The organism is Pseudomonas saponiphila (assembly GCF_900105185.1).
In the GTDB taxonomy this organism is placed as follows: Bacteria; Pseudomonadota; Gammaproteobacteria; order Pseudomonadales; family Pseudomonadaceae; genus Aquipseudomonas; species Aquipseudomonas saponiphila.
In genome coordinates, this window is record NZ_FNTJ01000002.1 from 994,124 (window position 1) to 1,016,367 (window position 22,244).

General features: G+C 63.7%; 24 protein-coding genes. 14 read left to right on the forward strand and 10 right to left on the reverse strand.

What is annotated here, in order from left to right:
- The first annotated feature begins 140 nt into the window (after positions 1–140).
- From BLV47_RS26390 to BLV47_RS26420, 6 genes are all read left to right on the forward strand, one after another.
- Entirely contained in the window at positions 141–1,055 is a 915-nt protein-coding gene (locus tag BLV47_RS26390; protein WP_092319121.1) for an ABC transporter permease subunit, read from the forward strand.
- A gap of 2 nt (positions 1,056–1,057) precedes the next feature.
- Positions 1,058–2,353 (forward strand): high-affinity branched-chain amino acid ABC transporter permease LivM, encoded by a 1,296-nt coding sequence (gene livM, locus BLV47_RS26395; protein ID WP_092319123.1) that lies wholly within the window; start codon positions 1,058–1,060, stop codon positions 2,351–2,353.
- A complete protein-coding gene (locus BLV47_RS26400; RefSeq protein WP_016967872.1) occupies positions 2,350–3,222 on the forward strand; it encodes an ATP-binding cassette domain-containing protein in 873 nt (290 codons plus the stop codon). The genes livM and BLV47_RS26400 overlap by 4 nt, the downstream gene beginning before the upstream one ends.
- Positions 3,219–3,935: an ABC transporter ATP-binding protein gene (locus tag BLV47_RS26405; RefSeq protein ID WP_092319125.1), complete on the forward strand. Its 717-nt coding sequence runs from the start codon at positions 3,219–3,221 to the stop codon at positions 3,933–3,935. Before BLV47_RS26400 ends, BLV47_RS26405 begins: the two co-directional genes overlap by 4 nt.
- An 877-nt stretch (positions 3,936–4,812) precedes the next feature.
- On the forward strand, positions 4,813–5,574 hold the full coding sequence (locus BLV47_RS26415) for an SDR family oxidoreductase (protein WP_092319127.1): 762 nt from the start codon (positions 4,813–4,815) through the stop codon (positions 5,572–5,574).
- Positions 5,575–5,810: 236 nt separating this feature from the next.
- Positions 5,811–6,716, forward strand: coding sequence for a cation diffusion facilitator family transporter (locus tag BLV47_RS26420; protein WP_092319129.1), 906 nt, complete (start codon positions 5,811–5,813; stop codon positions 6,714–6,716).
- A gap of 49 nt (positions 6,717–6,765) precedes the next feature.
- On the opposite strand, the gene BLV47_RS26425 is transcribed toward BLV47_RS26420, so the two are convergent.
- From BLV47_RS26425 to BLV47_RS26455, 7 genes are all read right to left on the reverse strand, one after another.
- Entirely contained in the window at positions 6,766–7,905 is a 1,140-nt protein-coding gene (locus tag BLV47_RS26425; RefSeq protein WP_092319131.1) for an AGE family epimerase/isomerase, read from the reverse strand.
- Positions 7,906–8,305: 400 nt separating this feature from the next.
- Positions 8,306–8,878: a HupE/UreJ family protein gene (locus BLV47_RS26430; RefSeq protein WP_092319133.1), complete on the reverse strand. Its 573-nt coding sequence runs from the start codon at positions 8,876–8,878 to the stop codon at positions 8,306–8,308.
- Between the two features lie 36 nt (positions 8,879–8,914).
- Positions 8,915–9,529, reverse strand: a complete 615-nt coding sequence (gene ureG, locus BLV47_RS26435) for an urease accessory protein UreG (protein ID WP_092319135.1) — start codon at positions 9,527–9,529, stop codon at positions 8,915–8,917.
- Positions 9,530–9,538: 9 nt separating this feature from the next.
- Complete coding sequence (locus BLV47_RS26440) at positions 9,539–10,213, reverse strand: urease accessory protein UreF (RefSeq protein ID WP_092319137.1); 675 nt, start codon at positions 10,211–10,213, stop codon at positions 9,539–9,541.
- On the reverse strand, positions 10,210–10,710 hold the full coding sequence (ureE, locus tag BLV47_RS26445; protein WP_092319139.1) for an urease accessory protein UreE: 501 nt from the start codon (positions 10,708–10,710) through the stop codon (positions 10,210–10,212). Before ureE ends, BLV47_RS26440 begins: the two co-directional genes overlap by 4 nt.
- Positions 10,711–10,992: 282 nt before the next feature.
- Complete coding sequence (locus BLV47_RS26450) at positions 10,993–11,625, reverse strand: TetR family transcriptional regulator (RefSeq protein WP_016967858.1); 633 nt, start codon at positions 11,623–11,625, stop codon at positions 10,993–10,995.
- A 169-nt stretch (positions 11,626–11,794) separates the two neighbouring features.
- Positions 11,795–12,262 (reverse strand): hypothetical protein, encoded by a 468-nt coding sequence (locus BLV47_RS26455; RefSeq protein ID WP_092319141.1) that lies wholly within the window; start codon positions 12,260–12,262, stop codon positions 11,795–11,797.
- A 384-nt stretch (positions 12,263–12,646) separates the two neighbouring features.
- Here BLV47_RS26455 and BLV47_RS26460 point away from each other — a divergent pair, with 384 nt between their 5' ends.
- Positions 12,647–14,722 carry an AsmA family protein gene (locus BLV47_RS26460; protein ID WP_092319143.1) on the forward strand — a complete coding sequence of 692 codons (2,076 nt, stop codon included), beginning with the start codon at positions 12,647–12,649 and terminating at the stop codon, positions 14,720–14,722.
- 66 nt (positions 14,723–14,788) lie between these two features.
- On the opposite strand, the gene BLV47_RS26465 is transcribed toward BLV47_RS26460, so the two are convergent.
- Both BLV47_RS26465 and BLV47_RS26470 read right to left on the reverse strand, forming a co-directional pair.
- On the reverse strand, positions 14,789–15,319 hold the full coding sequence (locus BLV47_RS26465) for a ferritin-like domain-containing protein (RefSeq protein WP_092319145.1): 531 nt from the start codon (positions 15,317–15,319) through the stop codon (positions 14,789–14,791).
- Between the two features lie 112 nt (positions 15,320–15,431).
- Entirely contained in the window at positions 15,432–16,385 is a 954-nt protein-coding gene (locus BLV47_RS26470; protein ID WP_167365713.1) for a LysR substrate-binding domain-containing protein, read from the reverse strand.
- 125 nt (positions 16,386–16,510) lie between these two features.
- Between BLV47_RS26470 and BLV47_RS26475 the strand changes: the two genes are divergently transcribed.
- The 3 genes from BLV47_RS26475 (at position 16,511) to BLV47_RS26485 (ending at position 18,474) form a co-directional block, all read left to right on the forward strand.
- Positions 16,511–17,149, forward strand: a complete 639-nt coding sequence (locus BLV47_RS26475) for an FMN-dependent NADH-azoreductase (RefSeq protein WP_092319149.1) — start codon at positions 16,511–16,513, stop codon at positions 17,147–17,149.
- A gap of 9 nt (positions 17,150–17,158) precedes the next feature.
- Positions 17,159–17,464: a DMT family transporter gene (locus BLV47_RS26480; RefSeq protein ID WP_092319151.1), complete on the forward strand. Its 306-nt coding sequence runs from the start codon at positions 17,159–17,161 to the stop codon at positions 17,462–17,464.
- Positions 17,465–17,583: 119 nt separating this feature from the next.
- A complete protein-coding gene (locus BLV47_RS26485) occupies positions 17,584–18,474 on the forward strand; it encodes an esterase/lipase family protein (RefSeq protein WP_092319153.1) in 891 nt (296 codons plus the stop codon).
- A 3-nt stretch (positions 18,475–18,477) separates the two neighbouring features.
- On the opposite strand, the gene BLV47_RS26490 is transcribed toward BLV47_RS26485, so the two are convergent.
- On the reverse strand, positions 18,478–19,383 hold the full coding sequence (locus tag BLV47_RS26490; RefSeq protein ID WP_092319155.1) for a DMT family transporter: 906 nt from the start codon (positions 19,381–19,383) through the stop codon (positions 18,478–18,480).
- A 96-nt stretch (positions 19,384–19,479) separates the two neighbouring features.
- On the opposite strand from BLV47_RS26490, the gene BLV47_RS26495 reads away from it, so the two are divergent.
- From BLV47_RS26495 to BLV47_RS26510, 4 genes are all read left to right on the forward strand, one after another.
- Positions 19,480–20,268, forward strand: coding sequence for an AraC family transcriptional regulator (locus tag BLV47_RS26495; RefSeq protein WP_092319157.1), 789 nt, complete (start codon positions 19,480–19,482; stop codon positions 20,266–20,268).
- 71 nt (positions 20,269–20,339) lie between these two features.
- Positions 20,340–20,639 carry a PsiF family protein gene (locus BLV47_RS26500; RefSeq protein ID WP_092319159.1) on the forward strand — a complete coding sequence of 100 codons (300 nt, stop codon included), beginning with the start codon at positions 20,340–20,342 and terminating at the stop codon, positions 20,637–20,639.
- 198 nt (positions 20,640–20,837) lie between these two features.
- Positions 20,838–21,308, forward strand: coding sequence for a hypothetical protein (locus BLV47_RS26505; protein WP_092319161.1), 471 nt, complete (start codon positions 20,838–20,840; stop codon positions 21,306–21,308).
- 2 nt (positions 21,309–21,310) lie between these two features.
- The gene (locus BLV47_RS26510; protein WP_092319163.1) at positions 21,311–22,192 is read left to right on the forward strand and encodes a hypothetical protein; all 882 of its coding nucleotides are present in this window, start codon (positions 21,311–21,313) and stop codon (positions 22,190–22,192) included.
- Positions 22,193–22,244: the final 52 nt, after the last annotated feature.

Sequence of the window (22,244 nt, forward strand, 5' to 3'; positions counted from 1 at the left end):
ACCACCCCCTGGTGCCGGTTCGTATTCGTGCAGTACTTGCCTTTTCTCGTAGAGCTGCACAACGGACGTGTTGCGCGGGCCGGTGATCCCTGCCCGTCGCTGACGCCCTGTGCCGTCTCTCAAGTCCGTGAGATTGCGTTATGGATGGTATTTTCCTGCAGCAACTGATCAATGGACTGACCCTCGGGTCTGTCTATGGTCTGATCGCCATCGGCTACACAATGGTCTATGGCATCATCGGCATGATCAACTTCGCCCACGGCGAGGTTTACATGATTTCCGCTTACCTCGCGGCAATCAGTCTGGCTCTGCTGGCCTACTTCGGCATTGAATCCTTCCCGCTACTCATTCTCGGCACCCTGATCTTCACCGTGGTGGTGACAGGGATCTATGGCTGGGTCATCGAGCGTGTGGCCTACAAACCCCTGCGCAACTCCACCCGCCTGGCACCGCTGATCAGTGCCATCGGTATCTCGCTGATCCTGCAGAACTACGCGCAGATCAGCCAGGGCGCCAAGCAGCAAGGGGTTCCGACCCTGCTGGCCGGGGCCTGGAAAGTCGATATCGGCACCGGCTTCGTGCAGCTCACCTACACCAAGATTTTCATCCTGGTGGCGGCGTTCGCCGGCATGGCGCTGCTGACCTACATCATCAAGTACACCAAGCTGGGGCGCATGTGCCGGGCCACCCAGCAAGACCGCAAGATGGCCTCGATCCTCGGCATCAACACCGACCGGGTGATCTCCTATGTGTTCATCATCGGGGCAGCCATGGCGGCCCTGGCCGGGGTGCTGATCACCATGAACTACGGCACCTTCGACTTCTATGCCGGCTTCGTCATCGGCATCAAGGCGTTCACCGCGGCGGTGCTCGGCGGCATCGGCTCGCTGCCCGGAGCGATGCTCGGCGGGATCATCCTCGGGATCTCCGAGTCGCTGTTCTCCGGCTTGATCAACTCCGACTACAAAGACGTGTTCAGTTTCTCGCTGCTGGTGCTGATCCTGATCTTCCGTCCCCAAGGCCTGCTGGGTCGCCCACTCGTGGCGAAGGTATAAGTATGTCTGCTGCCAATAAACCGATTGATATCAAAAAGAGCGTCATCGACGCCGTGCTCGCCGGGCTGATCTCGCTGATCGTGTTCGGCCCCATCGTGGGCGTGGTGCTCGATGGCTACAGCTTCAACCTGCAACCGACCCGCGTGGCGTGGCTGGTGGCGATTGTCATGGCCGGCCGCCTGGCCCTGAGCCTGTTCCTGCAAACCCCCAAGGGCCTGAAGATTCTCCAGGGCTTCGAAACCACAGGTTCCGGGGTGCATGTGCTGGCACCGGACTACAAGTCGCGGCTGCGCTGGATCATCCCGGCGCTGATCGTGATCGCCATCGTGTTCCCGTTCTTCGCCAACAAGTACCTGCTGACCGTGGTCATCCTCGGGCTGATCTACGTGCTACTGGGCCTGGGGCTGAACATCGTGGTGGGCCTGGCGGGGCTGCTGGACCTGGGTTACGTGGCGTTCTACGCCATCGGCGCCTACGGCCTGGCCCTGGGCTACCAGTACCTGGGCCTGGGCTTCTGGACCGTGCTGCCCCTGGCGGCGATTGCCGCGGCGCTGGCGGGATGCATATTGGGCTTCCCGGTGCTACGGATGCACGGCGACTACCTGGCCATCGTGACCCTGGGGTTTGGCGAGATCATCCGCCTGATCCTCAACAACTGGCTGTCCTTCACTGGTGGTCCCAACGGCATGCCGGTGCCATCGCCGACCATCTTCGGCCTGGAGTTCGGGCGCAAGGCCAAGGACGGCGGGGTGCCGTTCCACGAGTTCTTCGGCCTGGAATACAACCCCAACCTGAAGTTCCTGTTCATCTACATCGTGCTGTTCATCGTTGTGCTGCTGGTGCTCTACATCAAGCACCGGCTGACCCGCATGCCGGTGGGCCGGGCCTGGGAAGCCCTGCGTGAAGACGAGATCGCCTGCCGCGCCATGGGCCTGAACCATGTGCTGGTGAAACTCTCGGCCTTCACCCTCGGCGCGTCCACCGCCGGCCTGGCCGGGGTGTTCTTCGCCAGCTACCAGGGCTTCGTCAATCCGTCTTCGTTCACCTTCTTCGAGTCGGCGCTGATCCTCGCCATCGTGGTATTGGGGGGCATGGGCTCCACGGTGGGCGTGGTGATCGCGGCCTTCGTCCTGACCGTGGCCCCGGAGCTGCTGCGCAGCTTCTCCGAATACCGGGTGCTGCTGTTCGGCATCCTCATGGTGTTGATGATGATCTGGCGACCGCGAGGGCTGATCCGCATCAGCCGTACCGGGGTCACTCCACGCAAAGGTGCTCTGACTGAGGGGAACGCGCCATGAGCGAATACATTCTTTCGGTCGAAAACCTGATGATGCACTTCGGTGGCATCAAGGCCCTCAGCGACGTCAGCCTGAAGGTCAAGCGCAACTCGATCTTCGCCCTGATCGGCCCCAACGGCGCCGGCAAGACCACGGTGTTCAACTGCCTGACCGGCTTCTACAAGGCCTCCGGCGGGCGCATCGAGCTCAATACCCGGGGCCAGCAGACCAACGTCATCAAGTTGTTGGGCGAGCCGTTTCGCGCCAGCGACTTCGTGTCGCCGAAAAGCTTCGCCAGCCGCCTGTACTACAAGATGTTCGGCGGCACCCACCTGGTGAACCGGGCCGGGCTGGCGCGGACCTTCCAGAACATTCGCCTGTTCAAGGAAATGTCCGTGGTGGAGAACCTGCTGGTGGCCCAGCACATGTGGGTCAACCGCAACCTGCTGTCGGGCATCCTCAACACCAAGGGTTACCGCAAGGCGGAAAGCGCAGCCCTGGACCACGCCTTCTACTGGCTGGAAGTGGTGGACCTGGTGGACTGCGCCAACCGACTGGCCGGCGAGCTGTCCTACGGCCAGCAACGGCGCCTGGAGATCGCCCGGGCCATGTGCACCCGGCCGCAGATCATCTGCCTCGACGAACCGGCCGCCGGCCTCAACCCTCAGGAAACCGAAGCGCTGAGCGCGATGATCCGGCTGCTGCGCGACGAGCACGATCTGACCGTGGTGCTGATTGAACACGACATGGGCATGGTGATGAGTATTTCCGACCACATCGTGGTGCTGGACCACGGCAACGTGATCGCCGAAGGCGGGCCGGAGGCGATCCGCAACGACCCGAAAGTGATCGCCGCCTACCTGGGTGCCGACGAAGAGGAGCTGGTATGAGTCAACCTATCCTCGAACTCAAGGACCTGGACGTGTACTACGGCCCGATCCAGGCCCTGAAGAAAGTCTCGCTGCACATCAACGAAGGGGAAACCGTGAGCCTGATCGGCTCCAACGGCGCCGGTAAATCGACCCTGCTGATGTCGATCTTCGGCCAGCCCCGGGCCGAGTCCGGGCAGATCCTCTATCGCGGTGTGGACATCACCCACAAGTCGTCCCACTACATCGCTTCCAACGGCATCGCCCAGTCTCCGGAAGGGCGCCGGGTGTTCCCCGACATGACCGTGGAGGAAAACCTGCTGATGGGCACCATCCCGATTGGCGACCAGTACGCCAGTGAAGACATGCAGCGCATGTTCGAACTGTTTCCACGGCTCAAGGAGCGGCGTACCCAGCGGGCCATGACCATGTCCGGCGGTGAACAGCAGATGCTGGCCATTGCCCGGGCGCTGATGAGCCGGCCCAAGTTGCTGCTGCTGGATGAACCGAGCCTGGGCCTGGCGCCGATCGTGGTGAAGCAGATCTTCGCCACCCTGCGAGAACTGGCGGCCACCGGCATGACCATCTTCCTCGTGGAACAGAACGCCAACCATGCGCTGAAGCTGTCGGACCGCGCCTACGTGATGGTCAACGGCGAGATCCGCCTGAGCGGCACCGGCAAGGAGCTGCTGGTCAACGAGGAGGTGCGCAACGCTTACCTGGGCGGTCACTGACGGCTCGCTCTGTGGATAAACCGTGCCCCGCCGGCTGCCGCCGCCGGGGCATTTTTATCCACAGTTGCGCCGCCCTGTAGGAGCCGGCCAGCGCAATGGCCTGCCCGATGGTTGAGTCATTCAGATGCTGTTGTGCGTTCGGGATTCGCCGGCAAGCCGGCTCCTACGGACTCGGCGCGCACATGGCCAGGGCTGCTCGCTCACGTCGGACAATTGTGGACAACCTTGTTCGCAAGCTGCCAAAGCGCGGCATAAAGACGCTGCAAACAGTTGTTTTTCCACCGTTTTGACTTGTCCCCGTTTGCTGTGGAGCGGGCTGTGGGTAACGTGGGAGTAGCTGGCTGAAGGCCTTTATTTACGTGGCCTGCAGGCGATTGTGTGTTTTTTGATCAGGGCTTTTGCAGCGGCTCGTGGACGCAATTGTCAACCTTTTTATTGTCGCAGCCGGACCCTGCCAAAGGCTTGGATAAGCCTGTGGATAAGTCTGTGACTAAACTCTGGAAAGACCGCGCTGAGCAGCGTGGTTGCTGGCCTCTGGCCTTATGCACGTTGACCGCGCGGTCATCTTCGCCGGCGGCGGCTGCATGGACAGTCGCTGCGGGTCAAGCAAAAAACTTCTCGTGATCGGCTGCAAGCCTTGTGCACAGTGGCTTTGCGGGATGTGCACTTGCCCCCAGAGACTGTGGACCGGCCTGTGGATAAGGTGCGCGCAGCTGGCTGCAGGCCACGTCAGCCGTGCCTTTCGGCTCAGTGAGCGTTTTTTGTACAGACGCCAGGGGTATCCGGTGCTTCTGTTGCCGCCCAGAGCCGGGCCGGGCATGCTGCGAAGCGCTTTTTTTCATGAAACGGCGGCTCGCCACCCAGCAAGGAGAACACCATGACTTCCACACTGTTCATTACGGGCGCGACGTCCGGTTTTGGCGAAGCCTGCGCCCGGCGTTTTGCTGCGGCCGGTTGGTCGCTGGTGCTCACCGGCCGTCGCCAAGAGCGCCTCGACGCGCTGTGCGCCGAGCTTTCCAAGCAGACCGAAGTGCACGGCCTGGTGCTCGACGTGCGCGACCGCAAGGCCATGGAAGCCGCCATCGCCAATCTGCCGGCGTCCTTCGGCAAGCTGCGCGGCCTGATCAACAACGCCGGCCTGGCCCTGGGCGTGGACCCGGCGCCCAAGTGCGACCTGGATGACTGGGACACCATGGTCGACACCAATATCAAGGGCCTGATGTACAGCACCCGCCTGCTGCTGCCGCGGCTGATCGCCCATGGCCGTGGCGCCGGGATCGTCAACCTGGGCTCCATCGCCGGCAACTACCCGTACCCAGGCAGCCACGTCTATGGCGCGAGCAAGGCCTTCGTCAAACAGTTCTCCCTGAACCTGCGCTGCGACCTGCAGGGCACTGGCGTGCGAGTGACCAACATCGAGCCGGGCCTGTGCGAAAGCGAGTTCTCCCTGGTGCGTTTCGCCGGTGACCAGGCGCGTTATGACGCCACCTATGCCGGCGCCGAGCCGATCCAGCCCGAGGACATCGCCGACACCATCTTCTGGGTGCTCAACACGCCGGCCCACGTCAACATCAACAGTCTGGAGCTGATGCCGGTAAGCCAGACCTGGGCCGGTTTTGCCATCGAGCGCAAGGCGTAGCCGCTGGCGCAGGCTGCGACAGGGCCGCCAGGCTCTCCCGCGGTCGCTGGAACCCGCCCTTGCGGCGCAGGCGCTCGCCGCCTTGCCGTGGCTCGGCGGCGGCCGTTGTTGTACTCGGAAACACTTAAGCTGATTCGTTTCAGCTTGAGCTCGACCCTGGCAAGGTAGAATTTCGCCCCGAAATTTCGCTGCCGTCTCATGCGAGGCGGTGTTTTTGAAGTTCGACAGGAGGAATCGTGAGTAACCGAGGTGAGCAGTCTCTGCTCAAGCAATCGACCATATTGATGTTCGCCGTGGCGATCGCCGGTATCGTCACGGGTTTTGTTTCTGGCGCCCAATCCATTTTGTTCGATGGATTCTTTTCCCTGATCGCGACCTTCATCAAGGTCCTGATGCTGATCACCGCCCGGTTGATCGCCAAGGAAAGCAACCACCGCTTCCAGTTCGGCTTCTGGCATCTGGAGCCCATGGTGCTGCTGATCGAAGGCAGTTTCCTGATGCTGATCGCCATCTATGCCTTCCTCAACGGTGTGTTCGGCATCATCAACGGTGGCCGTGAAGTCGAGCTGGGGTTGGTGATCTTTTATGCCGCGTTCTTCGCCGTGGCGGAATTCGCCTACTTCTTCTATGTGCGCCATCGCAACCGCAAGCTCAAGTCGTCGCTGATCCAGTTCGACAACATCAGCTGGCTGGTAGACGCGATGCTCTCGGTGGGGCTGCTGGTGAGCTTTGTCACGGCCTTGCTGCTCAAGCAGTACGGGCATGACCGCTGGGCGGTGTATGTCGACCCGGCGATCCTGATCCTGCTGGCCATCAGCATGCTGCCACCGGCGCTGAAGATCCTGCGGCCGGCGTTGCGCGATGTGCTGGGTATCGCTCCGGACCAGCTGGATGACAGGGTGCGCAGCGTGATGGAGGAGGCCATGGTTGCCCATGGCTTCCAGGAATACATGTCCTACGTGCAGAAGCACGGCCGGGCGCGTTTTATCGAGATCCATATCGTGCTGCCGGCGGACTATCCGCTGCAGAACGTGGCAGCGCTGGATCAGTTGCGCGAGGAGATCTCCGACCAGCTGGGCGAAGCCGATGCCGCGCGTTGGCTGACCATCAGCTTTACCGGGGATCGCAAGTGGATCGTCTGATCGGCGTTGCCTGCTTCGCGGGCAAGCCCGCTCCTACAGGCGCAACGCGTCAGGCGAAATAGTCCGCCAGCCCGCGATAGCAGGTGGCCAGGTGGTAAGGCGTGGTGGACGGCATGTCCCGCCGGCTGACCGCGCCCTGGCTATCGAGGCACTCATTCCAGCCCCGGGCATGCAGGAAATGCGCTTGCAGCGCCTGGAGCTGGCGTAGCAGGGTGGCCTGGCTGTCCGGACGCAAGGTCAGGGCGCGAAGGTATTCGGCCTGGGCCCAGATGCGCTGGGTGGCGTCCTTGACGCTGGCCAGGGGCTGCAGTTCGAGCATGGCGCAGACGGCGCCGCTGTCCGGCGCTACGCCAAGCTGCTCGGTGAAGGCGAAAGCCCGCTCCAGCGACTGGTGCAGCGCGCTGCCACGCAGCAGGGGGGACGAGGCGAGGAGGAAGTACCACTCGAACTGGTGCCCGGGCTCGAACCAGTTATCCACAGCCCCTAGCGGTTTTTCCAGCATCACCCCCTGCTGCGGCTCGATGAAGTGCTGCTGCATGGCCTGGCACAGGTTCAGCAGCGCATCTTGCACCGCCTGGTCCTCGCGCACCTCAAGGGTGGCGAGGAAGGCTTCGGCCAGGTGCATCAGCGGATTCTGCAGCGGGCCACAGCCCAGCAGCGACCAGTCCTGGTCGAGGCTGGCTTCGTAGAGGCCGTCGCCCCGGGCAAAGCGCTGGGCCACTACTTCCAGGGCGGCGTTGAGCACCGACTCCACCAGCGGTTCGCGGACCTTGGCCCAGTAGTGGGCACAGGCGAAGAGGATGAACGCGTGGGTGTAGAGGTCCTTGCGCCGATCCAGCGGCGCGCCGTCGGCATCGATGCTGTAGAACCAGCCACCGTGCTCGGCATCGTGGAAGTGCCGCTGCAACGAGCGGAACAGCGCGGCGGCACGCTCCTCGGCAAAGGGCGCGGCGGCATCGCCGATCAATTGGGAGAACAGATACAACTGGCGGGCGCAGGCCATGGCCCGGTAGCGCTGCGGCGGCAGCGGCCGCTGCTCGGCATCCAGCGCCTCGAACGGCAGGGCCAGTTGCGGATTCCAGCCCGGGCCTTGCCACAGCGGCACTATCACCTGGTGGAAATGCTGCTGTACGGCTTTGAACAGCGCGTGCGATTCAGGCGAGGAGGCGGAGCGGGATACATCGGGCATTGGCTGGCGTCGTCACGGCAGATTTGAGTGCGCGACATGTTACCAGAGAAGCCCCGCAAGGCGGCTCGCCCGCCGAGCACGACAGCCTGGAAGGCGCTGGCTTGCCAGCGAAGGCATCCAAAAGATCACCTCAGCCCTGTAGGAGCTGGCTTGCCAGCGAAGGCATCCAAAAGATCACCTCAGCCTTGTAGGAGCTGGCTTGCCAGCGAAGGCATCCGAAAGATCACCTCAGCCCTGTAGGAGCTGGCTTGCCAGCGAAGGCATCCAAAAGATCACCACAGCCTCGTAGGAGCTGGCTTGCCAGCGAAGGCGTCCGCAAGATCACCTCAGCCTTGTAGGAGCTGGCTTGCCAGCGAACGAACCCCGCAAGACCGCCTTCACCGGCAGCAGAGCGCCTAGCTCAGCCCGCCAGCAACCACACCCCTGTGGCGGCCGAGGCCGCACCGGCCACGCGCACCAGCGGCGCCGCCGCCTGCGGCAGTACCCGCACCACGGCATAACCGGCGGCATGCAGGGCCGCGGTGGCCGCGACAAAACCGGCGGCGTAGGTCCAGGGGCTGGACATGTCCGGCAGCTCCAGGCCGTGGGCCACGCCGTGGAACAGGGCAAACAGCGCGGTGGCGGCGAGCGCCAGGCTCAGCGGCGGGCGCACGGCCAGGGCCACGGCCAGGCCCAGGGCCAGGACCGACGCGGCGATGCCGTTCTCCAGGGCCGGCAGGTTCAAGCCTTCAAAACCCAGCAGGCCACCCATGAGCATGGTGCCGACGAAGGTGCAGGGCAGCGCCCAGCGCGCCGCGCCTTGCTGCTGGGCCGCCCATAGGCCGACGGCGACCATGGCCAGCAGGTGGTCGAGGCCGCCGATGGGGTGGCTGATGCCGGCCAGCAGGCCGTTGTCGCCGTGGCCCGGATGGGCGAAGGCCAGGGCCGGGGTCAGCAGCAGGGCCAGGGCCCCGAGGATGGATTTTAAGGTCATGGGTGGCTTCCTTGTTCAGCGGGTTGGAATAGGGGATCAGGCCGCGGTCAGCAGGCCCTGGCGTTCGATGAAGGCGATGATGTCCTGCAGGCCCTGGCCGGTTTTCTGGTTGCTGAAGACGAACGGCTTGCCGCCGCGCATGCGCTGGGTGTCGCTGTTCATCATCTCCAGGGAGGCGCCCACCAGTGGCGCCAGGTCGATCTTGTTGATCACCAGCAGGTCGGACTTGCAGATCCCCGGACCGCCCTTGCGCGGCAGCTTGTCGCCAGCGGAAACGTCGATCACGTAGATGGTCAGGTCCGACAGTTCAGGGCTGAAGGTGGCCGAGAGGTTGTCGCCGCCGGATTCCACCAGGATCAGGTCGAGCCCGGGAAAGCGCCGGTTCAACTGGTCCACCGCTTCCAGGTTGATCGAGGCGTCTTCGCGAATCGCGGTGTGCGGGCAGCCGCCGGTTTCCACACCGATGATCCGCTCCGGGGCCAGGGCCTGGTTGCGCACCAGGAAGTCGGCGTCTTCGCGGGTGTAGATGTCGTTGGTCACCACCGCCAGGTTGTAGCGTTCGCGCAGGGCCAGGCACAGGGCCAGGGTCAGGGCGGTTTTGCCGGAGCCCACCGGGCCGCCGATGCCGACACGCAGAGGTTGTGCGTTCATGAGTTTCTCCTAGGAACGGAACAGGCGGCTGTATTGGCGCTCGTGGGCCATGCTCGCCAGGGACAGGCCGAAAGCGGCACTGCCATGTTGGTTGGGGTCAAGGTTCGCGGCGTGATGCTGGGCCTGTTGCAACAACGGCAGCAGTTCGCTGGTCAGGCGTTGGGCGGCTTGCTGGCCCAGGGGCAGGGTCTTCATCAGCACCGCCAGCTGATTTTCCAGCCAGCTCCAGAGCCAGGCGGCCAGGGCATCGGCGGGGCTGATGTTCCAGGCGCGGGCGGCCAGGGCCCAGCCCAGGGCCAGGTGCGGTTCTTCCTGGTGTGCCAGCAGCTCCCGGGCGCCAGCGTCGAGTTCCGGCAGGCCTTCCAGCAGTTGCTTGAGGGAATAGCCCATCTGCCGGCTTTCCTGGTACAGCTCGCGGGTTTCGCGGCTGGCCCGGTGTGCTTCGCACAGTTGCTGCAAGCGGCTCCAGTCCTGCTCGGCGGCGGCTTGGCAGTGGGCCAGCAACAGCGGTGCTTCGAAACGCGCCAGGTTCAGCAGCAGTTGGTCGCCGATCCAGCGGCGGGCGCTGTCCGGGTCATGCACGCGCTGCTGTTCCACGGCCATCTCCAGGCCCTGGGAATAGCTGTAGCCGCCAATCGGCAACTGCGGGCTGGCCAGGCGCAACAGGGCCCAGGCCGGGTTCATGGACGGACGCCGAACTGGTGCAGGCGTGGTGGATAGTTGAAGTCTTCATCGCCATGGCGCGAATGATGGTGGCCGCCGCCATAGGCGCCGTGCTCGGGCTGGAACGGTGCCTCGATGGTGGCGGTGCTGGCTCCCAGCTGTTCGAGCATGGCCTTGAGCACGTAGTCATCGAGCAGGCGCAGCCAGCCGTCGCCTACTTGCAGGGCCACGTGGCGGTTGCCCAGGTGATAGGCGGCGCGGGTCAGTTCGAAGGCATTGCGGCAGGTGACGTGCAGCAGGGTTTCCGGGCGGGCGCAGACTTTGACGATGCGCCCGTCCTCGGCTTCCAGGAACTCGCCGTCGTGCAGCGGCGGCTGGCCACGCTCGAGAAACAGGCCGACGTCTTCGCCCTCGGCACTGAAACAGCGCAGGCGGCTTTTGCTGCGGGCCTCGTAAGTCAGGTGCAGCTCGGCGGACCAGGCGTTTTGGGGGGCGGTTCTGCGGTGGATCACCAGCATCGGGAGAGCTTCCAGCTATGAGCGATGCACAAGCCAGAGCAAGGGCCTTGCCAATCGCTCGGAGGAGAGGAAAACCCCTTTGTCGACACCGGAACTGCGCCTGAAAAAGGGGCAAAACCTTGTTTTATCTTGTTACAAAATGGCGCGCTGTGCTGATTTATAGCACCGAGTTGGTGCGCCTGGAATATTTTTGCTGCAATCCGGTGCCGGTCGGACGAGCAGGCGCAAACGCGCGATCCAGAGCGTGGCACGCCTATTGAGAGAGGAGCAGGGGAAGGTTTGTTACTCGGTGCTGCCCAGGCCTTGCCAGTGTTTCAGGCCGATGAAGATGAAGCGCAGTTGCTGGGTGATCTTGGCCTGGGGCGTGAGGTGCTCGGGCAGGGCCTGAGCCGGCGGATCGATGATGTCCGGCAGGGTGGCGAATACGCTCTTGACGATCAGGTCGGCCATCACCCCGAGATCGGCGGCATTGAGGTGCTGCAGCTTGGGCATCAGGGTCAGGTCGGCCGCCAGGTCGGAGCTGATGTTCTCCCGCAGGCTGGCAATGGCCTGGCGTACCGGCAGCGAGCCGCCGTATTGCTCGCGGGCGAGAAACAGGAACTGCGCGCGCTTGGCTTCCACCACATCGAGGAAGATCCGCACCGAGGCGTCGATGATCCCGCCCATGACAAATTCGTTGTGGCGCACCAGGCGGATGGTTTCGCGAAAGGTCTGGCCGACCTCGCTGACCAGTTCCAGGCCCAGTTGGTCCATGTCGCTGAAGTGCCGGTAGAAACCGGTGGGTACGATACCGGCGGCTTTCGCCACTTCCCGCAGGCTCAGGCTGCCGAAACCACGACCACACTCCATCAGATGCCGGGCGGCATCCATCAAGGCATTACGGGTCTGTTGCTTCTGTTCGGCGCGGGGCAGCATCGGCAGGTTATTTCTTCGCTCAAGAGGAGCGGCGCACTCTAGCAAATCAACTTTGCCGGCGTCGAACCTGCGTCAGGCGAGGGCAGGGCAGGCAGGGGGTGACAACGGGATTCCATAAAAGCCAAAGCCCGATCCAGGGATCGGGCTTTTTTCGAGGGCCAGCATGGCCTCAGCTCGCTGCTTGATGACGTTCGGCCAGGCGATCGGCACCGCCTTCGGCAACGGTCTGGCCTTGAGGGGTGCGGCTGTAGCCGTCTTGCACCAGACCTTTCTCTTCCAGGCGATCACGGCCGCCTTCGGCAACGGTTTGACCTTGTGGGGTGCGATCGTAGCCATCTTCAGCGACGTTCTGACCTTGTGGAGTACGGTTGTAACCATCTTCGGCAACGTTCTGGCCCTGAGGGGTGCGATCATAGCCGTCTTCGGCGACGCTCTGGCCTTGTGGAGTGCGCTCATAACCGTCGGCAGCGACTTTGTTGCGTTCGATCAGGCGATCCGAACCGCCTTCAGCCAGGGTTTGGCTGAACACGCTGTGGCTGGCCTTGACCTGCGGAGTGGCTTGTTCGGCGGCAGGCAGGGCGAAGGCGTTGGCGGCCAGGATGGACAGGGTCAGGCTCAGTAAGATGTGGCGTTTCATGATGGGTTGCTCCTTGGCAGGGCGATAAATTGGGTACGGAGCTAATGTTACCGCCGCTATTTCGATATAAAAGTTCATAACCACAATGGTAATAATCAACGAAATTGATTGTTTGCCCGCGAGGCTCTAGCCCGGGCCTTTGCGCCTATGGCGTTTGCACCGGCGTGGGTATTTTCGACTCACTCATGCATCGCGGCAGGGCAGGGCGAGGTAACACCTTGCTGTCCGATCGATCAGGAAATCGGTTTTTTTTGCCTGGCCCGGCGCCCGGATTAAACCTGTGTGGGCTTTATCAGTCGTAGTTTTCATGGCCGGGGATTCTCCTCCGGCATTTCACCGATGCGTCGTGATTTGGCGCTCAGCTGTTTTCAGGAGCCTCGTGCAATGCCGCGCACTCGTAAAATTCTCGCCTGGACCGTCTGTGGTCTGATCCTGCTACTGGCCGTGCTGGTGCTGGTGATTGCCTGCTTCGACTGGAACCGGATCAAGCCCACCCTCAACGCCAAGGTGTCCGAGGAGTTGCACCGGCCGTTCGCGATCAATGGCGACTTGTCGGTGGCCTGGCACCGGGAACCTGAGGAAGGCGGCTGGCGCGCCTGGGTGCCCTGGCCCCACGTGGTGGCCCAGGACCTGACCCTGGGCAATCCGGACTGGTCCAAGGCGCCGCAGATGGTCGGCCTCAAACAGGTCGAGCTGCGCATATCGCCCCTGGCCCTGCTGGCGCGGCGGCTCAGCATCCCGCGTATCGATCTCACCGAGCCCGACGCGGCCCTGCAGCGGCTGGCGGACGGTCGCGCCAACTGGACCTTCAAGTTCGACCCCAAAGACCCTGAGGCCGAGCCTTCCAGCTGGACGCTGGATATCGGCGCCATCGGTTTCGACAAGGGCCACGTGACTCTGGACGACCAGACCTTGAACACCCAGCTCGACCTGCAAGTGGAGCTGCTCGGCAAGCCCATTCCGTTCAGCGATATCGTCGGTGAAAGCGAGGCGCAGAAGGTCACTGCCAAAGGCGCCGAGCCTCAGGCCTACGCGTTCGCCCTCAAGGTCAAGGGCCAGTACCACGGACAGAAGCTCGCCGGCACCGGCAAGATCGGCGGGCTGCTGGCCCTGCAGGACGGCCGCAAGCCGTTTCCGTTGCAGGCCCAGGCGCAGATCGGCGCGACCCAGGTGGAGTTGCGCGGCAGTCTCACCGATCCGCTGAACCTTGGCGCCCTGGACCTGCGCCTGAAACTGGCGGGCACCAGCCTGGGCAACCTCTATCCGCTGACCGGCGTGACCCTGCCGGATTCGCCGCCCTATGCCACCGATGGCCGCCTGACTGCCAAACTGCGCGACCCGGCAGGCGCGACCTTCAGTTACCAGGACTTCAACGGCGAGATCGGCGACAGCGATATCCATGGCAACCTGACCTACGTGGCCAGTCAGCCGCGGCCCAAGCTCAGCGGGGCGCTGGTTTCCAACCAGTTGCTGATGAGCGACCTGGCGCCGCTGATCGGTGCCGATTCCAACTCCGCGCAGAAGGCCCGGGGCGGCGAAAGCAAGCAGCCGGCGGACAAGGTGCTGCCGGTGGAGGAGTTTCGCACCGAGCGTTGGGGCGATATGGACGCCGATGTGGAGTTCACCGGCAAGCGCATCGTCCACAGCGCCGATCTGCCGTTCACCGATCTCTACACCCACCTGGTGCTCAATGACGGCCAACTGAGCCTGGAGCCTCTGCGCTTTGGCGTGGCCGGCGGCCGGCTGGATGCTCAGGTGCGCCTCAACGGGCATGCCACGCCGCTGGAAGGCCGGGCCAAGCTGACCGCGCGCAACTTCAAGCTCAAGCAACTGTTCCCAGGGTTCGAACCGATGAAGACCAGTTTCGGCGAGCTCAACGGCGATGCCGACATCGCCGGCCGCGGCAACTCGGTGGCGGCCTTGCTGGGCAGCGCCAACGGTGACCTGAAGATGCTGATCAACGACGGCGCCATCAGCCGCAGCCTGATGGAAATCGCCGGACTCAACGTGGGCAACTACGTCGTCGGCAAGATGTTTGGCGACAAGGAAGTGAAGATCAATTGCGCCGCCGCCGACTTCGGCATCAAGAGCGGGCTGGCCAGTTCCCGGCTGTTCGTCTTCGACACCGAGAACGCCATCATCTACATCGACGGCACCGCCAACCTGGCCAGCGAGCAACTGGACCTGACCATCACCCCGCAATCCAAGGGGCTGCGCCTGTTCTCCCTGCGTTCACCGCTGTATGTGCAGGGCAAGTTCAGCAAGCCCAGCGCCGGGGTCAAGGCCGTGCCGTTGGCGCTGCGCGGGGCCGGGATGGTGGCGCTGGGGGTGATCGCCGGGCCGGCGGCGGGGCTGCTGGCGCTGGTGGCGCCCAGCGGCGACGAGCCCAATCAGTGCGCGCCGTTGCTGCAGCAGATGCGCTCGGGCAAGGCGCCGGTGACGGTGAAGCCGAGCAAGTAAGCGGCAGGGGAACTTTGCGGGCGAGCCCGCTCCTACCGGAGGTAGAGGCGGGCCGAGAGGGTGGCGCTACAGGTCGTTGAGGATGTCGGCCATGTCGTCGGCGTGTTCTTCTTCCTGGGCCAGGATCTCTTCGAACAGGCGGCGGGTGGTGGGATCCTTGTCGCCGATGTACTGGATGATCTCGCGGTAGCTGTCGATGGCGATCCGCTCGGCCACCAGATCCTCGTAGACCATTTCCTTCAGGTTGTTGCCGGCCACGTACTGGGCGTGGGAGTGCTTGGACAGCAGGTCCGGATTGAACTCCGGTTCGCCGCCGAGCTGGACGATGCGCTCGGCCAGTCTGTCGGCGTGTTCGGCTTCCTGGGTTGCATGTTCGAGAAACTCCTCGGCCGCCACGCTGGCCTTGAGGCCGGTGGCCATGAAGTAGTGGCGCTTGTAGCGCAGGACGCACACCAGTTCGGTGGCCAGCGACTCGTTGAGCAGGCGCAGCACCTGCTCGCGGTCGGCGTTGTAGCCTTCGGTCACGGCGCCGTTTTCCACGTGTTGGCGGGCCCGCTGCCGCAGGCTTTGCACATCGGATAAATGCTTGTCGCTCATGTCGATCTCCTGGGGGGCTAATCCGTTTGGCGTCAGGCTCTGCTGACCTGATCGCTACAGGGTGTGTGAGTCCCGGGGGCGGCAAAAAGTTTTATCGGATATGCCCGCGCCTTCAGTCCGCGCTGGGTGAGCGGCCGGGTGCGCCGCCGCGCGCCAGGGGCGGATGCCCGTCCCGCAGCGATTCCTCTTGCAGCCACTGGAGGAAGGCTTTCACCGGCGGGTGGCGTTCACGGCCCGGCACGCACAGGGCGCTGTAGCCGGCACCGTCCACCTGGACTTGCGGGCGATAGGGTTGCAGCAGGCCGCTGGCCACGCTCTGGGACACCAGGATGTTGCTCGCCAGCACCAGGCCCTGGCCGGCGATGGCGGCTTGCAGGGCGTATTGCTCTTCGTCGTAGGAGCGGATCAGCGCCGGGTCGTCGAGCCATTGTTCGCCGGCCAGGGTGCACCAGGCCTGCCAGCCGTCGGCGTAAAGCCGCGAGTTGCGCCAATGCACGCTGATCAGCGGCGGTCGCTGCTGGTGCGCGAGGGCCACTTGCCGGGGCGCGCCATAGACCGCGAAACGCTCATCGAACAGGCACAGGCCATGGAGGTTCGGGTAGTCACCCTGGCTATAGCGGATCGCCACGTCGATGCTGGCGTCCTGCTGCAGGTCTACCACTTCGCTGCGGGTATCCAGGCGCAGGTTGATGCGCGGGTGCCGGGTGTAAAAACGCCCCAGGCGCGGCACCAGCCACAGGGCGGCGAAGGCGGCGGTGGTGGAAACCGTCAACTGGGTGGCGCTGGAGCTGGGGCGCAGGCTATCGACACTCTGAGTCACCTCCAGCAGGGCGCCATGCAGGCTGTGGAACAGCCGTTCGCCGGCTTCGGTCAAGCGCACCTGGCGCGGCAGGCGCTGGAACAGCGGCACTCCCAGCCAGTGCTCCAGGCTGCGGATCTGGTGGGACACCGCGGTGGGCGTCACCGACAGGTCCTCGGCGGCGGCCTTGAAGCTCAGCAGGCGCGCGGCGGATTCGAAGGTACGCAGGGCGGTGAGGGGCAGATGGGCGAACATGTCTGGCTCCATGGGTGAGCTGGATTCATCCGAGAGAACTTTTGCTCATTTGTGCTGAAAACCCGGTGATTCTAGATTTGCTGCGGAGTAATCGGCCATTAAAGGCCATTGCAATCAATCCGCAGGAGAGTATCAGGATGAGTTCAATTCTTGTCATTCACGGTAGCCCACGGGGCGAGCGTTCCCATAGCCGGCGTTTGGCCGAAGAGTTTCTTCAGGCCTGGCAAGGGGCCAATCCCCTGGGCAGGCTTGTGCGCCGGGAAGTCGGGCGCGGTTCCCTGCCCCACGTCAGCGAGGCCTTTATCGCCGCGGCGTTTTATCCACAGCCCGAGGCGCGGCCGCTGTCGATGCAGGCCGACCTGGCCTTGAGCGACGAACTGGTGGGGGAGTTGCTGGAGCATCGGCGCCTGGTGATCTCCGCGCCCATGTACAACTTCAGCGTGCCCAGCGGGATCAAGGCCTGGGTCGATCACATCGTGCGCCTGGGGCTGACCTTCAACACCCTGCTGGACAACGGTGTGGCCCAGTACCAGCCCCTGGTGCAGGGCAAGAAGGTACTGATCGTCACCAGCCGTGGCGGTGGCGGCTTCGGTCCCGGGGGCGAGCACGAAGCGCTGAACCACGCCGACCGCTGGTTGCGCACGGCCTTGGGATTCATCGGTATCGAGGATGTGACCGTGGTCGCGGCAGAAGGCGAGGAGTCGGTGCCCGAGCGTTTCCAGCAGTCCTGTGCCGAGGCCCAGCAGCACCTGCAGGCTCTGGCACGCACGTTCTGAGGTGGCGCCATGGCCTGGATATTCCTGCTGCTGGCGGCGGCCTTCGAGGTCACGTTCGCCATGGCCATGAAGTATGCCGAAGGCTTTACCCGGCCCTGGCCATCGCTGCTGACGGTGGTCGCGGCGGTGGGTGGCATCTACTTTCTGACCCTGGCCATGCGCGAGTTGCCAGTGAGCGTGGCCTACCCGATCTGGACCGCCATCGGTTCCCTGGGCACGGTGTTGCTGGGTTGCCTGCTGCTGGGAGAAAGCCTGACCGCGGTCAAGCTGGTGTCGGTGGGGCTGCTCGTGGCGGGAGTGATCGGGCTCAAGTAGCCGGACGGGGGCAAGGGCTGTCATCAGCTTGTCGCCAAAGCGTCATGGAGGCTGCGATGGCCCGGGTTATGGTCTAGTTTTCAGCCAGTCCCGCCGCCTTTGCACAAGGATGTCGCCGCATGTCCCAAGAGCTTGCCACGCGTTACCCCCTGGTACTGGTCCCCGGCATGCTCGGTTTTGTCCGCCTGCTGCTGTACCCCTACTGGTACGGGATCATCCCGGCCCTGCGCCGGGGCGGGGCCCGGGTATATGCGGTGCAAGTGTCGCCGCTCAACTCCAGCGAGGTGCGCGGCGAACAACTGCTGACCCAGGTCCAGCGGATCATGGCCGAAACCGGCGCCGCCCGGGTTAACCTGATCGGCCACAGCCAGGGCGCGCTCACCGCGCGCTACGCCGCCGCCAAGCGCCCGGACTGGGTGGCTTCGGTGACTTCGGTGGCAGGGCCCAACCACGGTTCCGAACTGGCGGACTACCTGGCACGGCATTCCCCGGCCCACAGCTTCAAGGGGCGCATTCTGAGTGCGTTGTTACGGGGTATCGCGGCCCTGATGACGCTGCTGGAAACCGGCTATCGCGGGCCGAAGCTGCCGGTGGATATTCACGCCTCGCACCAGTCGCTGACCACCGCGGGCGTGGCCCTGTTCAACCGCCAATATCCCCAGGGGCTACCGACGACCTGGGGTGGCCAGGGTCCGGGCCAGGTCGACGGCGTGCGCTACTACTCCTGGTCCGGCACCTTGCAGCCGGGCAAGACCAATCGCGGACGCAATCTGTTCGACGGCACCAGCCGCAGCTGCCGTCTGTTCGCCCGGACCTTCGTCCGCGAAGCCGGCCAGTGCGACGGCATGGTGGGGCGCTACAGCTCGCACCTGGGGCAGGTCATCGGCGACGACTACCCCCTGGATCACTTCGATATCGTCAACCAGTCCCTGGGCCTGGTGGGCAAGGGCGCGGAGCCGATCCGCCTGTTCGTCGAACACGCCCAGCGCCTCAAGGCCGCCGGCCTCTGACCTTCAGCCTTGCCCCGTAGGAGCCGGCTTGCCGGCGAACGGCCGCAGCACGGTGGTCCAGCGCTCCGACAGCACTACCCCGGCCAAGGTCAGTACGCCACCCACCAGATGAAACCAGGCCAGTTGTTCATGCAGCACCACTGCGGCGATCAGCGCCGTGATCAACGGCAAGAGGTTGAAGAACAGCGTGGTCCGGCTCGGCCCCAGGCGCACCACCGCCTGCATCCAGGCCAGGGGCGCGAGCATCGAGGCCAGCAGGCAGGCATAGAGCACCAGGGGAATGTTCTGCAGGGTCGGCCCGACTTTTGGCGAAGCCAGGAACAACGGCAGCAATACCACCACCGCCACCAGCACTTGCAGGTACAGCAGCACCAGCGGCGGCAGGCGCAGCTGCCATTTCTTCAGCAGGGTGCTGTAAACCGCGTAGGCCAGGGTGGCCACCAGCATCATCGCGTCACCCAGGTTGACCCCGTGCTGCAGCAGCGCCGCCAGGCTGCCGGAGGACACCACCATCAGCACCCCGGCAAACGACAGCACCGCGCCCACCAGGGCCCCGGCGGTCAGCCGCTGGCCCAGGGCGGCGATGGCCATGGCCAGGGACATCAGCGGCATCAGCGACAGAATGATGCCCATGTTGGTGGCCGAGGTCAGGCTGGCGGCGAAGTAGGCCAGGCTCTGATACACCGCCATGCCCAGGATGCCGAGAATGGCGATGCGCCACAGGTTGGGACGGATCACCGGCCAGTGCTCGATCACCGGCTTGAGCATGAACGGAGTGAACAGCAGGCCGGCCAGCAGCCAGCGATAGAAACCGATCTCCGCGGGGAAGATCGCGCCCACGGCGAGTTTGTTGACCACGGTGTTGCCGGCCCAGATAAAGATGGCCAGCAGGGGATAAGCGTATTGCATGCAAACAACCAGAAAATGTGTGAGGGCCGATTATCCGCCTGTCCGGATCAACGCCTATACTGCGAACCGGACAACCCGCCCCGACTTCCGGACAGCATGAGCAAAAAACACATCGACCTTCTGGATTTCCACGGGCTCCCCGCGCCGGTGTACTTTCGCTATGCCGACTTCGCCGCCCACAGCCACGCCCTGGAGCACCGCCATTCCTGGGGCTGCCTGGAGTATTCGGCCCACGGCGTGATGCACATGGAGATCGCTGGCCAGCGCTTCATGTCGCCACCGCAATACGCGGTCTGGGTGCCGCCGCAGACGCCCCACAGCTTCTACACTTCCCAGCCGATCAACTACCGCGCGGTGCTGCTGGCGCCGGAACTGTGCACGGACCTGCCACGGCAGGGCAGCACCCTGGCCATCAGCGAGATTCTCAAGGCAATCCTCAAGGACTTCGCCGCCCGGGACGTGCAGATCCCCGAGGGCGAAGCCGACCAGCGCCTGGCCCAGGTGGCGCTGGACCAACTGCGCCAGGCCCCGGTGCATAACTGTTACCTGCCCTATGCCCGCCACCCCGAGCTGCTGCGAGTGCTCCAGGCCCTGCAGGCCGATCCGGGCAACCACCAGCCCCTGGCCCACTGGGCGCAGCAGGCCCATGTCAGCGAACGGACCCTGGCCCGGCAGTTCGTTCGCGAGCTGGGCATGAGCTTTGGCGAATGGCGCCAGCGCCAGCGTTTCCTGGCGTCCATCGAGGCCCTGGACAGCTCGCGCAGCATCCAGGAAATCGCCTTCGACATGGGCTACAGCAGCGCCTCGGCGTTTATCGCGATGTTCCAGCGCCAGGCCGGTTGCACCCCCGAGCAATACCGCCGGGCCGGCCTGCAGAACAGATGAAGGTGTAACAGGCTTTGTCTACACTGCGCAGGAGGCCGTGCCCGTCGGCGCGGTGACAAGGAGAAAACTCCATGAAGATGTTGCGTATTCCGTTGTTGATGGTGGGCCTGCTGCTGTGCTCCCAGGGGTTTGCCGCCACCGCCCAGCAGAACAAGATGACCAGCTGTAACGCCGAAGCCACCGCCAAGAGCCTCAAGGGCGATGAGCGCAAAGCCTTCATGAGCACCTGCCTCAAGGCCGCCCCGGCTGCCGCCACTACCCCTTCCACACCTCAGGAAAGAATGAAGACCTGTAACGCCGACGCCACTGCCAAGGCCCTCAAGGGCGATGCGCGCAAGGCGTTCATGAGTGATTGTCTGAAGAAGAAATAGGCCTCTGTCGACACCCTCACTGCGCCTCCCCGTTTTGCCTTGGGGAGGCTCACTTGCCGCGCGTCTCGTTGTTCATGGCTGTTTTTCTCAGCCCTATTTCGTTGTTGCGTTTATGATTCCGTGCGCCTGCGGTGAGGCCGTATGCGTTTTGCGCATGAACGGTCACTGCATGGCGCTGGCCAGCAATCGCATAGGGAAATGTTCGTGAAAAAGGTGCTTTGGATTGCGCTGTGTTGTGCTCTGTGGGGATGTGCTTCCGCTCCCCGTCAAAAAAGCCAGGAGGATGTTTTCTCTGACGTGGCTTCAGTCGTGCAGCAGGGCGGCGATGGCTCCCTGCAATTCCAGGAGGCGTTGCCGCTCATCTTTACCCGGATCAACAGTCACGGGGTGCTGCCTGATCGTTTGGTGATTGTGGCTGGGGGCGGCATGGAGCGCTTCGGCATGCGTGACATGTTCCGCGCGGTGTCGGCAGAACTGAACAGAAAGTTGGTGATATTCGGAGCCAACCCGGCACTGGACAAGGCGATTGTCGGCGGTGCGCTGAGTGACCAGCAGTTTCCTCGAGTCTGGGTGTTCTTTGTCGGCGAGCCTGCGCAGGAGCAGGAAATGAAGGGCATCGTCGAAGCGGCGGGGAGCAAGTATTCGTTTATCAGCAAATACCAGGAATGAGCATGTTCAGGAAGGCAAGGAGCATTCTCTGGGGGATCGAGATCGTCCTGATCGCCGCGCTGGTGGTGGGCGTCAGTGGCTGCATGGCGCCCCCCCTGGTCTATGAAAATGAGCGCTCCGACGTTCGCCTGTTATGCCAGGAGGCCACGCAGCGGGTCACCTTGATGCAACGTTACTCCTTCGATTTGCCCGAGCCTTATCGGCAAGCGAAGTGCGGAACCGTCACCCCAGGGTTTTATTATGAAAAAGGCCCCGATGCTCTGTCTGTTGGAACCTCGGGATCGTTTTCCTACGGCAATACCCAGGTGACGGCGTCCGGGCTCTATATGCGGGTCAACAGCTTTCTCGATGGTCAAGGCGTGGGGCTGCTCTATCCGAAGCAGGCATTTCTTGATGACTTGCTGGCCAGGCAGGCATTGCCTTCCTATCACGGCGTCCAGCCCAGCAGTATCGACTGGGTGAGCATGCAGGGGCACCAATGTCTACGCATCTACGAGCGTTGGGAAGGTACAGCGGTTGGCATCTTCGAGGATGAGGTCAAGTACTGGTGCTGGGAACAGGAAAGCGGCCTGCAACAGCCTTTCTATGTCCATGCCGGCCAGCGCCTGCCCCTGGGGAGCAAGGGCTATGACCTGGATCAGGTGTTCATCGTGCCGTTCTTCCAGAGTCTGAAGATCAACCCCTTGCCGGCGCCGGTGCTGGCCAAGGCTCGAGCCGATATTCAAAAGGCTTGTGCCCACATCAAGTCGCGCTATGACCAGAACCTGAGATGGGGCGATGACTACCCGGACAAGCGCCTGACGTTGACCCGCCTGCACTACTGCGGCTACGACGTGCCGCTGCCCGATCTTTCAGCCCCGGTGCCTCAGGCCAAAACCGACTGAACCTTCGTCCGTCACAACACTCAAGTAGCCTGTAGGCCCGCATCCTTACGGC

Excerpts from the sequence above, each read along its gene's own strand:
- livM (WP_092319123.1), top strand. The coding sequence starts at position 1,058 with ATGTCTGCTGCCAATAAACCGATTGATATCAAAAAGAGCGTCATCGAC.
- ureG (WP_092319135.1), bottom strand. The coding sequence starts at position 9,529 with ATGAACGCACAACCTCTGCGTGTCGGCATCGGCGGCCCGGTGGGCTCC.
- BLV47_RS26400 (WP_016967872.1), top strand. The coding sequence starts at position 2,350 with ATGAGCGAATACATTCTTTCGGTCGAAAACCTGATGATGCACTTCGGT.
- BLV47_RS26455 (WP_092319141.1), bottom strand. The coding sequence starts at position 12,262 with ATGAAACGCCACATCTTACTGAGCCTGACCCTGTCCATCCTGGCCGCC.
- BLV47_RS26485 (WP_092319153.1), top strand. The coding sequence starts at position 17,584 with ATGTCCCAAGAGCTTGCCACGCGTTACCCCCTGGTACTGGTCCCCGGC.
- BLV47_RS26415 (WP_092319127.1), top strand. The coding sequence starts at position 4,813 with ATGACTTCCACACTGTTCATTACGGGCGCGACGTCCGGTTTTGGCGAA.
- BLV47_RS26500 (WP_092319159.1), top strand. The coding sequence starts at position 20,340 with ATGAAGATGTTGCGTATTCCGTTGTTGATGGTGGGCCTGCTGCTGTGC.
- BLV47_RS26470 (WP_167365713.1), bottom strand. The coding sequence starts at position 16,385 with ATGGAGCCAGACATGTTCGCCCATCTGCCCCTCACCGCCCTGCGTACC.
- BLV47_RS26440 (WP_092319137.1), bottom strand. The coding sequence starts at position 10,213 with ATGAACCCGGCCTGGGCCCTGTTGCGCCTGGCCAGCCCGCAGTTGCCG.
- ureE (WP_092319139.1), bottom strand. The coding sequence starts at position 10,710 with ATGCTGGTGATCCACCGCAGAACCGCCCCCCAAAACGCCTGGTCCGCC.
- BLV47_RS26465 (WP_092319145.1), bottom strand. The coding sequence starts at position 15,319 with ATGAGCGACAAGCATTTATCCGATGTGCAAAGCCTGCGGCAGCGGGCC.
- BLV47_RS26405 (WP_092319125.1), top strand. The coding sequence starts at position 3,219 with ATGAGTCAACCTATCCTCGAACTCAAGGACCTGGACGTGTACTACGGC.
- BLV47_RS26450 (WP_016967858.1), bottom strand. The coding sequence starts at position 11,625 with ATGCTGCCCCGCGCCGAACAGAAGCAACAGACCCGTAATGCCTTGATG.
- BLV47_RS26430 (WP_092319133.1), bottom strand. The coding sequence starts at position 8,878 with ATGACCTTAAAATCCATCCTCGGGGCCCTGGCCCTGCTGCTGACCCCG.
- BLV47_RS26510 (WP_092319163.1), top strand. The coding sequence starts at position 21,311 with ATGTTCAGGAAGGCAAGGAGCATTCTCTGGGGGATCGAGATCGTCCTG.
- BLV47_RS26480 (WP_092319151.1), top strand. The coding sequence starts at position 17,159 with ATGGCCTGGATATTCCTGCTGCTGGCGGCGGCCTTCGAGGTCACGTTC.
- BLV47_RS26425 (WP_092319131.1), bottom strand. The coding sequence starts at position 7,905 with ATGCCCGATGTATCCCGCTCCGCCTCCTCGCCTGAATCGCACGCGCTG.
- BLV47_RS26390 (WP_092319121.1), top strand. The coding sequence starts at position 141 with ATGGATGGTATTTTCCTGCAGCAACTGATCAATGGACTGACCCTCGGG.
- BLV47_RS26475 (WP_092319149.1), top strand. The coding sequence starts at position 16,511 with ATGAGTTCAATTCTTGTCATTCACGGTAGCCCACGGGGCGAGCGTTCC.
- BLV47_RS26505 (WP_092319161.1), top strand. The coding sequence starts at position 20,838 with ATGTTCGTGAAAAAGGTGCTTTGGATTGCGCTGTGTTGTGCTCTGTGG.
- BLV47_RS26490 (WP_092319155.1), bottom strand. The coding sequence starts at position 19,383 with ATGCAATACGCTTATCCCCTGCTGGCCATCTTTATCTGGGCCGGCAAC.
- BLV47_RS26495 (WP_092319157.1), top strand. The coding sequence starts at position 19,480 with ATGAGCAAAAAACACATCGACCTTCTGGATTTCCACGGGCTCCCCGCG.
- BLV47_RS26460 (WP_092319143.1), top strand. The coding sequence starts at position 12,647 with ATGCCGCGCACTCGTAAAATTCTCGCCTGGACCGTCTGTGGTCTGATC.